The sequence below is a fragment of the Bacillus sp. FSL W8-0116 genome, from assembly GCF_038003825.1.
In the GTDB taxonomy this organism is placed as follows: Bacteria; Bacillota; Bacilli; order Bacillales; family DSM-4216; genus Bacillus_O; species Bacillus_O smithii.
Map to the genome: position 1 here is coordinate 2,404,578 of NZ_JBBOPY010000001.1, position 12,321 is coordinate 2,416,898.

Consider the following 12,321-nt stretch of genomic DNA (forward strand, 5'->3'; position numbering starts at 1 on the left):
AGGAGGATGAACATGACGGTGGAAACAAAATTACCAGTCAATCGGGAGTATATCCAGTCGTTTTCAAAAGAAAACGGCGAGCCGGAATGGTTTGCAGCTCTTCGAATCGAATCATTAGAGAAGGCTGAAACCCTTCCGTTGCCAAAGGCGGACAAAACGAAAATAGATAAATGGAACTTTACGTCATTTCAAACGCACTATGTAAAAAGCGATACATTTGAATCTCTTGAACAGTTGCCTGAAGACGCAAAAGCATTGATTCGTTTGGAAACCGAGAAAAATCTGTATATTCAACGAAACCAGACTCCGGCTTATCTGCAGTTAACGGATGAACTGAAAGAAAAAGGCGTCATTTTTACCGACATTTTGACAGCGTTAAGAGAACATGGGGATTTAGTGCAAAAATATTTTATGAAACATGTGAAAGCAGACGAAAATAAATTAACGTCTCTGCATGCAGCTTTGTTAAACGGCGGAGTATTCCTTTATATCCCCAAAAACGTGGAGTTGAAGGATCCTATTCAAGCCGTTTTCCTTCAAGACGACAACCAAGTTCCTTTGTTTAACCATGTGTTAATTGTTGCAGATGAAAACAGTTCCGTCACCTATGTGGAAAATTATATTTCCACTGTAGAAGTACCGGAAGGAATTGCGAATATCGTGACAGAAGTCGTTGCTGAAGCAGGTGCAAAAGTAACTTACGGGGCTGTAGACACCCTTGCCAGCGGCGTGACGTCGTATGTCAATCGCCGAGGCACGGCCGGAAGAGATGCACGGATTGAATGGGCTCTCGGGCTTATGAATAACGGCAATACGGTTTCTGAAAATACAACTTATTTGGAAGGCGACGGTTCTTATGGAGATACCAAAACCGTAACCGTAGGCCGAGGCAAGCAAGTGCAAAACTTTACGACAAAGGTTGTACACTTTGGAAAGAATACGCAAGGATTTATTTTAAAGCACGGTGTTGTGAAAGATGAAGCGACTTCGATCTTTAACGGCGTCGGTAAAATCGAGCATGGCGCTTCCAAATCGGATGCTGAACAAGAATCCAGAGTGCTGATGTTAAGCAAAAATGCCCGCGGGGATGCCAATCCTATTTTGTTGATTGATGAAGACGATGTAATGGCCGGTCACGCTGCTTCGGTCGGTCGTATGGATCCGATTCAGCTTTATTATTTAATGAGCCGCGGAATTCCGCGAAAAGAAGCTGAACGATTGATCATACACGGCTTCCTGGCTCCGGTTGTCAACCAATTGCCGATTGAAGGGGTAAAAGAACAGCTTATTCAAGTCATTGAAAGGAAAGTTCGGTAAAATGAATGTAAATGATATTCGAAACTATTTTCCGATATTGAATCAAGAAGTCAATGGCCATCCTTTAGTTTATTTAGACAACGCAGCTACTTCGCAAAAGCCGTTATCCGTCATTGAAGCAATCGAACAATATTACAAAGGCTATAATTCGAATGTCCACAGAGGTGTTCATACGCTCGGCACGAAAGCAACCGACGCTTATGAAGGGGCAAGGGAAAAAGTTCGCAAGTTTATCCACGCCAAATCAGTGGAAGAAGTAGTGTTTACAAGAGGAACAACAGCTTCCATTAATTTGCTTGCGGCAAGCTATGGCGAGGAAAATGTGAAAGAAGGCGATGAAATCGTCATTACCTATATGGAACATCACAGCAATTTAATTCCATGGCAGCAGCTTGCCAAAAGAAAGAAAGCGGAATTGAAATACATTCCGTTGGAAGAAGATGGCACTATTACGCTTGAAAAAGTAAGGGAAACCGTTACCCCGAAGACGAAAATTGTGGCTGTCACCCTTGTTTCCAATGTACTTGGAACGATCAATCCGATCAAAGAAATAGCGAACATTGCTCATGAAAATGGAGCTGTCTTGGCGGTGGACGGTGCGCAAGGCGTTCCTCATATGAAAGTAGACGTTCAAGATCTCGATTGCGATTTTCTCTCTTTTTCCGGACATAAAATGTGTGGTCCTACCGGAATCGGTGTTCTTTATGGTAAGAAAGAGCTTCTGAAAAAGATGGAACCGGTAGAGTTTGGCGGCGAGATGATCGATTTTGTCGGTTTGTATGATTCGACATGGAAAGAGCTTCCTTGGAAATTCGAAGGAGGAACTCCGATTATCGCCGGAGCTATCGGTTTAGGCAAGGCTATTGAGTTTCTTGAAGAAGTTGGCTTGGATGAGATTTTAAAACATGAGCATCATCTTGCTGCATATGCATTGGACAAATTGAGTGAAGTGGAAGGAATCGAAGTTTACGGTCCGAAAGATCCGATGAAACGAGCAGGATTAGTGACTTTTAATATAAAAGGCGTCCATCCGCACGATGTAGCGACAGTGCTGGATGCGGAAGGAATTGCCATTCGCGCCGGACATCACTGCGCGCAGCCGTTGATGAAATGGCTCGATGTTTCGGCAACAGCAAGAGCCAGCTTCTATTTATACAATACGGAAGAGGATATTGACCGCTTTGTTTCGGGTATCTTGAAAACAAAGGAGTATTTCAACAATGTCTTTTAATAATTTAGACCAGTTGTATCGAAACGTGATCATGGATCATTATAAGAATCCAAGAAACAAAGGCAGTTTAGAAAACGGGAACTTGACGATCGATATGAATAATCCGACTTGCGGGGATCGCATTCATTTGACCATGAATGTAGAAGACGGTAAAGTGACAGATGCTAAATTCGAAGGAGAAGGCTGTTCCATTTCAATGGCTTCCGCTTCCATGATGACCGAAACGATTAAGGGGAAAAATATCGAGACTGCTTTAAAGCTGTCTAAGATTTTTTCTGACATGATGCAGGGAAAAGATTATCCTGATGATCTAGATCTTGGCGACGTGGAAGCACTTCAAGGCGTTTCTAAATTTCCGGCCCGCATTAAATGCGCTACATTAGCTTGGAAGGCCATGGAAAAAGGTTTAAAAGATCAAGTAGCTCATTAAACCTTTTGAAAATGCAATCATCATTTAGTGTTTGGGTTCAACCTCTTCCTGTAAGAAGGGGAGGTTGAAAAAGAAAGTTTTTGATGGAGCATAATCTCCAAAGGAGGGAAATGAATATGGCAAAAAAAATGCCGGAAATCGGTGATTATAAATACGGCTTTAGGGATAAAGACATCTCGATTTTCCGTACACAACGCGGATTGACTCGGGAAGTTGTGGAAGAAATCTCTCGAATGAAAGAAGAACCACAATGGATGCTGGAATTTCGGCTGAAATCCTTGGAACAATTTTATGCGAAGCCTATGCCGCAATGGGGAGGCGATCTTTCTGCACTAGACTTTGATGAAATTACGTATTACGTAAAACCAACGGAGCATCAAGGTCGTTCTTGGGATGAAGTGCCGGAGGAAATCAAGAAAACGTTTGATAAATTGGGAATTCCGGAAGCAGAGCAAAAATATCTTGCCGGAGTTTCTGCTCAATACGAATCAGAAGTTGTTTACCATAATATGAAACAAGATTTAGAAAAACTTGGGATTATCTTTAAAGATACCGATTCTGCTTTAAAAGAAAACGAAGATATATTCCGTGAGCATTTTGCAAAAGTTGTCCCGCCTTCAGACAATAAGTTTGCTGCGTTAAACTCTGCAGTGTGGTCGGGGGGATCATTCATTTATGTTCCGCCGGGTGTAAAAGTGGATACTCCCCTTCAAGCTTACTTCCGCATCAATTCTGAAAATATGGGACAATTTGAACGGACGCTCATCATTGTGGATGAAGGAGCAAGCGTTCATTATGTAGAAGGCTGTACAGCACCGGTCTATACAACGAATTCGCTTCATAGTGCAGTGGTAGAAATTTTCGTGAAAAAAGGTGCTTATTGCCGCTATACGACCATTCAAAACTGGGCAAACAACGTTTATAATTTGGTTACAAAACGCGCCGTGTGTGAAGAAAATGCCACGATGGAATGGATTGACGGCAACATCGGATCCAAATTAACGATGAAATATCCGGCTGTTATTCTGAAAGGAGAAGGGGCTCGAGGAATGACCCTTTCCATCGCAATCGCCGGCAAAGGGCAAGTACAAGATGCCGGAGCGAAAATGATTCACCTTGCTCCAAACACTTCTTCCACTATCGTGTCTAAATCCATTTCTAAACATGGCGGTAAAGTAAACTATCGCGGTCTTGTTCATTTTGGACGGAAAGCGGACGGAGCTCGCTCTAATATTGAATGCGATACGCTGATTATGGATAATCAATCGACATCGGATACCATCCCGGCAAACGAAATTTTAAATGACAATATTTCGCTTGAACATGAGGCAAAAGTATCCAAAGTGTCGGAAGAACAATTATTTTATTTGATGAGCCGCGGAATTTCCGAAGAAGAAGCTACAGAAATGATCGTAATGGGCTTTATCGAACCGTTTACGAAGGAACTTCCAATGGAATACGCGGTAGAAATGAACCGATTAATCAAATTTGAAATGGAAGGAAGCATCGGATAACGTTGATATATCAACGATTTATAAATAAATAATAACGAAACACCCACAATCCACCCACATTTTATAACCCTTTGTTACACCGCTGATACAATTCTAGCGCATCATCTTCAATTTTCTTCGTGATGTGCAGATAAGTATCAGCGGTTGTTTTTATACTTGCATGGCCAAGCCGTTCGGATACATATTTAATATTATCCTGGCTTCTACTATATGAAGCACGACTATGCCGAAAACCGGAATCTGCAACTCAGGGAGACTTCTTGAAACTTTTTGTGATCATTTGAATAAGTGATTATGAGGCGATACCGTTGAATACAAAATAGCCCTCATGGAATCCGTAGTATTTTCTGCGGATTCTTTTTTCTTCTAAGATATCTCCAATAAATTTTTTGGATAAAGAACGAACGCCTTACCTTGATTCTTCTTTTGTTGACATTGAACGTTTCTTCAACGTATCACTTATTCCGATCAAGATATAGAGTGGGGCATAACAATGGACATAGAAATGGTGCTGCCAGAGCATGTTGGAATGTTGCAAATGCCCAAACCTAAACCCATATCAGACACAGGATTTTGGGTGGAAAGGTTCACTACGCGATAGAATTATATTTTCTTGTCATATTCAAAGTGTGATATGAGTAAATTACGGAACAGGTAACTGGTTCCTTTCACGAATCTAGATCCAGTTCACAAGGAAATCCACATCAAAGGCCTTGAAAACGTGAAGCGGGTGAGATTTGAAAGTGTTGTCAATGTCAGGGCAGTGGATACAAAAAATTACCAAAAAAGAGGATTTTACACTTTTGTGCCGTTAGTTCTAACGAATAAAAAAAGTATATACATGACCCGTAATCGATTCAGCCATTGGATAGAAGCGTTCTTCCTTAGTATTCATGCGGAAAATTATCATTTAACACATCATTTACAGGCTAGCATTCCTTATTGGAATATTGGGAAAGCTCACAAAATCATGATGGTGGATGAAACGTATCGAGAATGGAATTTACAAATGAGAGGGGTTTTCTTCTCGGCTAATACCAACCCTCCGTTAATTCAAGATTTACTCAAGAATCATAAACTTCCAATATTAAAACAGAAGGTGAATAATGCTTAATGAAAAAAACATATATAATGGGAGCCGTCTTTGCGTTATCTGCAGCCATCTTGAATGGAACAGTTGGAATTTTTAGTAAGGGATCCTTTCAAAGTAACCTGACACCAGCGGGAGTTTCTTTTTATAAATGTTTGATAGCTTTTGTTTTTATTTCCATACTGGCGTTAGGCAATAAAACACTCCGGACTAATATCATTCGTTTGAAAAGTAAAATAAAGCATATTTTGTTGTGTTCATTCCTGGGAATCTTTGTTTTGTATTTTTTTGAAACGACAGCGTATAAAGTGAGCGGATGAGAACTTTGCAAACAGGAGCTAAAGAAGCGGAGAGCAAAAAATATTGCTCAAATCAAATATCATTTTTCAATGATCTTCCTTTTTTGTTTTTGACATCTGACATCCTAAACGCACTTTCCCGATGTATTGTTCCCATAAAAATGATGGACTTGCCCATTGATTGCCCACCAAAAATAAAAATTGTGATACTACTTTTGATACCAACATTGCTCAAAAATTCCACTTTGCGAAACCATTTTATGCACTTTCAAGTTTAGTTTTCGTTCTGTTATAATCGAAATGGAAGGATCCATCGGTTAAGACCTGTTCATCAGGTTCGTCATCCGGGCCAGATTCCTTATGAGCATAATGAATGGAAAAATTTTCTTCCATTATTATGTCTGAGGAAGTTCGGCCTTTTCTTTTTGTCTGGTTTTATTTCGTTCAAAAGGGTTATACAGAAAAAACACACTATACTTGAAGATAGCGAGGTATAAAATGTGATTTGGATCGGGGTAACAGGCTGGGGAGATCATCATTCTCTTTATCCTGAAGGAATTTCCCCACGTGATAAGCTAAAAGAATATGCGGCGCATTTTCCGATTGTCGAAGTCGACGCTTCGTTTTATGCCATTCAACCTTTAAAAAATGCGGAAAAATGGGTGCAAGACACGCCTGAAAAGTTTCAGTTTATCGTAAAAGCCTATCAAGGAATGACCGGACATGAACGTGGAAAGCTGCCTTTTTCGTCTAAAAAGGAAATGTTTGCAGCTTTTTTGGATTCTATACAGCCTTATCAACAAGCCGGAAAATTAGCCATGGTTCTTTTTCAATTTCCACCGTGGTTTGATTGCCAAAAGAAGAATGTCGATTATTTAAGATATTGCAAAGAGTGGATGAAGGATGTTCCAACGGCTCTTGAATTTCGCCACCAATCATGGTTTTCGAAAGCATGGAAAGATAAGACGTTAGATTTTATGCGACGAGAAGGATGGATTCATAGCGTTTGCGACGAACCACAAGCGGGCAGTGGTTCCATACCGGCTGTTATCGAAGCAACGGACCCTCAAAAGACGCTTGTCCGTTTTCACGGTCGGAATATCCATGGCTGGCGAAAGCCCAATCAAGGCAATTGGCGAGAGGTTCGATATTTATATCGTTATAATAAAGAAGAATTGCTTTCATGGAAAGAAAATTTACTCGATTTAGAGAAGCAAAGCAAAGAAATCTATGTCGTTTTTAATAACAATTCCGGCGGGGATGCAGCTGATAATGCCAAACAAATGATGGATTTATTAGGGTTAGAATATGAAGGACTGGCACCTAGGCAATTAAATTTATTTTAACACCAGAATTAGATTTTTGGACCAAGCTGTCAGAAATGTGTAAGATGGAAGTATTGAAAAAAATCACTTTAAGAAAAAGTGAATAATGATAGAGTTTTCTTACTCCTTCCACATATCCGACAGGCGACCGTTTCAGGAAAGGAGGTGGAAACCTGGTGGCTGCCAATGTATAATGTCATGATCGCATCATGAACGGAAAGGAAACAAAGTTTTCCTGTTTCTGGACTCACATGCCGCCTGACGGCCGGTGAATATGCCGAAAAGGTCGGCGATGTTATGTTTCGTATCCTTGCGGTTGGCATTTCAGTTTTTTTAGTCATCAGGTAAGACGGTGAGCGAAACGATTCATATTTACCACACAAATGATTTTCACAGCCATTTTGAAAATTGGCCGCGAATCCGCCGTTTTCTGCAGGAAAGAAAAAAATGGCATGAAGAAGCGGGGGAAAGCGTGCTGATTTTTGATATCGGGGACCATATTGATCGTTCCCATCCTTATACAGAGGCTACTCTAGGAAAAGGCAATGTCAAGCTGTTAAATAAAGCGGGATATGATGGGGCAACGATCGGGAATAATGAAGGGATGACGTTGCCTAAAGAAGGATTGAATCATTTATATGAGGAGGCCGCATTCCCCGTCATTTGCGCCAATTTATATGATGAAAATGGAAAGAGACCCACTTGGTGTCGTCCTTATCATATTTATAAGCTGAAAAACGGCTGGAAAGTAGGCGTTACGGGCGTCACTGCCTATTTACCTGAATCTTATCATCTTCTCGGATGGAAAATAACGCTGCCTCTTGATGAATTAAAAGCGCAGGTGGAATATTTGGCGCAAGAAACAGATTTAGTAGTCGTTCTTTCCCATTTAGGCATGCATGAAGATGATAAAATTGCACAGGAAATGGAAGAGGTAGATATAGTGATGGGAGCTCATACCCATCATATTTACCATCAAGGGAAATGGGTCAACGATACACTATTAGCAGCGGCCGGAAAATTCGGGAATTACGTCGGACATATTGTAGCGGAGATCGAACCTGCATCGAAGAAAGGGATAGAGAAAAAAGCGCTGCTTTATGATGTCCATGAATTGAAGCCTGCTATTGGCGAGGAAGAAGAAACGGCCCGTTATCAAAGCGAGGGAAAGCGTTTGTTAAGCCAGCCTGTCGTAAAATTAGATCGCGAGCTCTCGATTGATTGGTTTAAAGCATCACCGTTAGCGGAATGGCTGTGCGAAGGCTTAAGAGAATGGTGCGATGCTGATTGCGCCATTATAAATGCCGGTCTTCTTCTTCGCCCGCTTCGAAAAGGAACGATTACAAAGTTTGATCTTCATCAACTATTGCCTCATCCGATTAATCCTTGTGCCATTACCCTCAACGGAGGAGTACTGAAAAAGATCATCGATCAAACTTTGGATGAAAAATGGCCTCAGATGCAGGTAAAAGGATTTGGATTCAGGGGGAAAATATGGGGTGAATTTGTATATGATCGGATTGATATCGACAGAGACAACGGTTCCGTTAAAATAAATGGACAAGAGTTGAACTTGGACAAACAATATCGTCTAGCCGTACCGGATCTGTTTACATACGGCGCTTTTTTCCCGGAATTAGTTCGTGCTCAAGAAAAGCAATATTATATGCCGGAATTTTTGCGTGATCTGATGGAATGGAAATTAGTGCGTGTATTTGGATAAGTACAATATTATCGAAGATATTTGGAATTGATAGACGGACAGTGCGGTTGCTGGCATTGCCCATTTGATTGGCTCTCACCTCTTATGCCCAATAGACCGATTTCAAATAGGAAAGCGATTCATTAAGGATATCCAGTGTTTTAGCCGTGTGAAAGTGAGCAAGAATAGGTTTCACGACGCTTGGCTCTTAAATGCATTCGGGGCAAGAAAGCGCATTTACATGTGAAGGTGCAAAATAAAAATGATTAATGAATTCCCCCTTTACGAGCATACATATAGCTTGTAAGGGGGGATTTTTTTGCCTGCATTGCGAAAGTACAAACCCCGGAGAGGACCTTTGCCTTTACGGTATGTTTTTGTCATCACGTTCATTCTTTTTGCCTGCTTTACTGCATTAAGCTTATGGCTGATTAATGCAGGGATTAAGCCTACTTTAATGAGCTATGCGGAATCAGAAACGAAAAAAATTGCTTCCATGGTCATTAATAATGCTATTAATCAAAAAGTGGCCAACGTCATGGATATTAACGACATTATCGAAACCGTTCCGAATCGCGATCAAAGCAAGTCTTCTACGACTAGGCTGAATACGGAAATTATTAATCGGATTTTGGGAGAGGTAACGAATCAAGTTCAAAACAATTTGCGGGAAGCGGAAAAAGGGAAACTCGAACCGTTGGACTATGCGGATGTCAAATTAGATCCTCAGCAATCCAAAAAACTGGAAGGGATCGTATTTTCCGTTCCGTTAGGCCAGGCAACGAATAACGCCATTCTCGGCAATTTGGGCCCGAATGTCCCTGTCCGTTTTCATGCGGTCGGCGATGTTCGTTCTGATGTCAAATCGACGGTAAGACCTTATGGCATAAACAATGCTTATGTAGAAGTGGCCATCCATGTTCAAGTTAATGTGCAAATCATTATTCCTTTTTCGACCAAAACAACCAAAGTGGAACAGGATATTCCGGTGGCAATGGGAATTATTCAAGGAGACGTGCCTCAATTTTTTGGCGGAAATGGCCATTCTTCTGTTGAAATTCCGGCGAAATAAAAAACCTGGGCGCTCCCGTTTGTATTAAGGAATCGGGAACGCCCTGATTTCTTTTTATGGTGCGCATATTTTAAGGAAGCTTTTTTGAACGGGATTTTTGAAGAAGGGGCAACTGTTAAGAGTTATTCTTTTTACGTTCTAATCGTTCCATTCGTTCCCATTGTTTTAAGTGAGGATACGGATCGAAAGAATAATCGGTCGTGCCCGTATCTTTATACATACCGTAATGAAGATGAGGTGGGAATTTTCCTGCCGTTCCCGGCGGACCGTATCCAGTGCTGCCGACTCCGCCAATGACCGTGCCGGGTTTTACGACTTTCCCAACTTTTAGATTTTTGGAAAAACCGCTTAAATGGGCAAAATAATGGTACGTATTATTGACATCGCGAATGCCGATTCTCCATCCGCCGTATCGATTCCATCCTTTCATCTCGACAATGCCGTAGCAGGTAGAACGGACAGGAACACCGTAATCAGCGAAAATATCGGTTCCTTCATGTATACGGCGGCCGCCCCATCCTCTTCTGTCTCCCCAAGTACTTTTATATGAATAATTGTAATTTAATGGAATCGGGAACGCTCTGTCATAAAGATCAAGACGATTGAAAACTTTGTAGATTTTAGCCTGTTCCATAATGATGCTTACCGCTTTATCTCTTTTATAATAAGTCCATAATGCGATACGGATATTATCTTCATCGGTTCCGTACTTCAGAAAATGCTGGCCGATTGCCGCCAACAAATCTTCATCGTTATTTCTGTCCGCCTTTCCATCACCATTTCCATCCACCCCGTAGCCGTTAAAAAAGGCGATCGTTTTCGGATTGGTGTCTTCACGATTCGGGTTTGCCAAACCAGACCATTTTTCGGGGGGGATCCAAATCGAAATAGCTCCTTTAGGCTTAGGCAAGTCTTTTCGGAAGAGGCGTAAGTTTCGTTCATATTGGTCCAGCCCTGCATAGTAATACCAAGGAATGTTCGTTGCAGCTTGCATTTTTTTATATAACTCTATCCGTTGTTTGAAAATCTGCTTTTCCTTCATTGTCTGATTCTCTGCCGCCAAGGAATAAGAAGGGAAGAGGATCAGCAATAATAGCAGGAAAACCATTTTTTTCAAATGAAAGCCTCCCTTTCAAATAAAATAATCGATAACTATACTATTTGAAGAAAAAGGATTCTTTATGAGTTAAAATATTGGCAATCATGAATTCTGAATGCTTGTGTTTACACTGAAAACTATGGTAAAGTGGCAACAAAGAGAGAAGTTTATTACATTGCCATTGTTTTCGGCTCTTTGAAAGCTACTAAAGAAATGGAGATGTTAAAAATGAGCAAAACGGAGGAATATTTAAGAAAACCCGATTGGTTAAAAATAAAACTAAATACAAACGAAAATTACAAAGGCTTAAAGAAAATGATGAGAGAGAAAAGCCTTCATACGGTCTGTGAAGAAGCGCGCTGTCCCAATATCCATGAATGTTGGGGAGTGAGAAGAACGGCAACATTCATGATTTTAGGGGAAGTATGTACGCGGGCTTGCCGGTTCTGTGCAGTCAAGACTGGTTTGCCATCGGAACTTGACTGGAAAGAACCGGAACGGGTAGCTGATTCCGTTCAACAAATGAACTTAAAACATGTGGTTGTGACGATGGTGGCTAGAGATGATTTAAAAGATGGAGGAGCTGCCGTAATGGCGGAAACAGTACGCGCCATTCGCAGAAAAAATCCGTTTACAACTGTAGAAGTTCTGCCTTCTGATTTGGGCGGAGTGGAAGAAAATTTGAAAATTTTAATGGATTCCCGTCCGGATATTTTAAATCATAATGTGGAAACGGTGAAACGACTGACACCAAGAGTGCGGGCGCGGGCCACTTATGAACGGTCATTGGAGTTTTTGCGCCGTGCCAAAGAAATGCAGCCTGATATTCCGACAAAGTCGAGCATTATGATCGGACTTGGAGAAACAAAAGAAGAAATTATCGAAACGATGGATGATCTCAGGGCCAATCATGTGGATATTATGACGATCGGCCAATACTTGCAGCCGACGAAAAAGCATTTGCCTGTTCAAAAGTACTATCATCCGGATGAATTTGCGGAATTAAAAGAAATTGCTTTAAGCAAAGGTTTCAGCCACTGTGAAGCGGGACCGCTTGTTCGCTCTTCCTATCATGCGGATGAACAAGTCAACTTAGCTTCTAAAGCAAAAGAAATTATGGATCGGATTGAAGCGCAAAACGCCTAAAGTTTGAAATGATGACGAATAGAAAAAGTGAGTTCAGCATTGTTTGCTGAACTCACTTTTTCCGCTAAATAAAACATGTTGAAATAAGGTGTCAGG

Annotated in this window: 11 protein-coding genes; 10 read left to right on the forward strand and 1 reads right to left on the reverse strand. The window is 41.1% G+C overall.

The genetic code is table 11. The annotated features are described in order from the left end of the window. Positions 1 to 12: 12 nt before the first annotated feature. The 9 genes from sufD (at position 13) to yunB (ending at position 9,980) form a co-directional block, all read left to right on the forward strand. Positions 13 to 1,317 (forward strand): Fe-S cluster assembly protein SufD, encoded by a 1,305-nt coding sequence (gene sufD / locus N1I86_RS11440; RefSeq protein ID WP_048623933.1) that lies wholly within the window; start codon positions 13 to 15, stop codon positions 1,315 to 1,317. A 1-nt stretch (position 1,318) separates the two neighbouring features. After that, the gene (locus N1I86_RS11445) at positions 1,319 to 2,548 is read left to right on the forward strand and encodes a cysteine desulfurase (RefSeq protein ID WP_341096409.1); all 1,230 of its coding nucleotides are present in this window, start codon (positions 1,319 to 1,321) and stop codon (positions 2,546 to 2,548) included. Next, complete coding sequence (sufU, locus tag N1I86_RS11450) at positions 2,538 to 2,978, forward strand: Fe-S cluster assembly sulfur transfer protein SufU (RefSeq protein ID WP_003352484.1); 441 nt, start codon at positions 2,538 to 2,540, stop codon at positions 2,976 to 2,978. The genes N1I86_RS11445 and sufU overlap by 11 nt, the downstream gene beginning before the upstream one ends. 116 nt (positions 2,979 to 3,094) lie before the next feature. Then, positions 3,095 to 4,492, forward strand: coding sequence for a Fe-S cluster assembly protein SufB (gene sufB, locus N1I86_RS11455; protein ID WP_003352483.1), 1,398 nt, complete (start codon positions 3,095 to 3,097; stop codon positions 4,490 to 4,492). Between the two features lie 805 nt (positions 4,493 to 5,297). Next, positions 5,298 to 5,606, forward strand: a complete 309-nt coding sequence (locus tag N1I86_RS11465) for a fatty acid desaturase (RefSeq protein WP_341096411.1) — start codon at positions 5,298 to 5,300, stop codon at positions 5,604 to 5,606. Beyond that, complete coding sequence (locus N1I86_RS11470) at positions 5,606 to 5,902, forward strand: EamA family transporter (RefSeq protein ID WP_341096413.1); 297 nt, start codon at positions 5,606 to 5,608, stop codon at positions 5,900 to 5,902. The genes N1I86_RS11465 and N1I86_RS11470 overlap by 1 nt, the downstream gene beginning before the upstream one ends. Before the next feature lie 479 nt (positions 5,903 to 6,381). Continuing rightward, the gene (locus N1I86_RS11475) at positions 6,382 to 7,227 is read left to right on the forward strand and encodes a DUF72 domain-containing protein (RefSeq protein WP_341096414.1); all 846 of its coding nucleotides are present in this window, start codon (positions 6,382 to 6,384) and stop codon (positions 7,225 to 7,227) included. Positions 7,228 to 7,558: 331 nt separating this feature from the next. Then, entirely contained in the window at positions 7,559 to 8,929 is a 1,371-nt protein-coding gene (locus tag N1I86_RS11480) for a bifunctional metallophosphatase/5'-nucleotidase (RefSeq protein WP_341096417.1), read from the forward strand. A 337-nt stretch (positions 8,930 to 9,266) separates the two neighbouring features. Then, entirely contained in the window at positions 9,267 to 9,980 is a 714-nt protein-coding gene (yunB, locus tag N1I86_RS11485) for a sporulation protein YunB (protein WP_341096419.1), read from the forward strand. A 115-nt stretch (positions 9,981 to 10,095) separates the two neighbouring features. Here yunB and N1I86_RS11490 read toward each other — a convergent pair whose 3' ends face one another. Next, the gene (locus tag N1I86_RS11490) at positions 10,096 to 11,088 is read right to left on the reverse strand and encodes a M23 family metallopeptidase (RefSeq protein ID WP_341097336.1); all 993 of its coding nucleotides are present in this window, start codon (positions 11,086 to 11,088) and stop codon (positions 10,096 to 10,098) included. Positions 11,089 to 11,274: 186 nt separating this feature from the next. Here N1I86_RS11490 and lipA point away from each other — a divergent pair, with 186 nt between their 5' ends. Then, on the forward strand, positions 11,275 to 12,225 hold the full coding sequence (lipA, locus tag N1I86_RS11495; protein WP_390895361.1) for a lipoyl synthase: 951 nt from the start codon (positions 11,275 to 11,277) through the stop codon (positions 12,223 to 12,225). The last annotated feature ends 96 nt before the right edge of the window (positions 12,226 to 12,321 follow it).

Bases quoted from the DNA above. Each gene is read 5' to 3' on its own strand.
- sufD (WP_048623933.1), top strand. From the start codon at position 13: ATGACGGTGGAAACAAAATTACCAGTCAATCGGGAGTATATCCAGTCG.
- N1I86_RS11445 (WP_341096409.1), top strand. From the start codon at position 1,319: ATGAATGTAAATGATATTCGAAACTATTTTCCGATATTGAATCAAGAA.
- sufB (WP_003352483.1), top strand. From the start codon at position 3,095: ATGGCAAAAAAAATGCCGGAAATCGGTGATTATAAATACGGCTTTAGG.
- N1I86_RS11490 (WP_341097336.1), bottom strand. From the start codon at position 11,088: ATGGTTTTCCTGCTATTATTGCTGATCCTCTTCCCTTCTTATTCCTTG.
- N1I86_RS11470 (WP_341096413.1), top strand. From the start codon at position 5,606: ATGAAAAAAACATATATAATGGGAGCCGTCTTTGCGTTATCTGCAGCC.
- sufU (WP_003352484.1), top strand. From the start codon at position 2,538: ATGTCTTTTAATAATTTAGACCAGTTGTATCGAAACGTGATCATGGAT.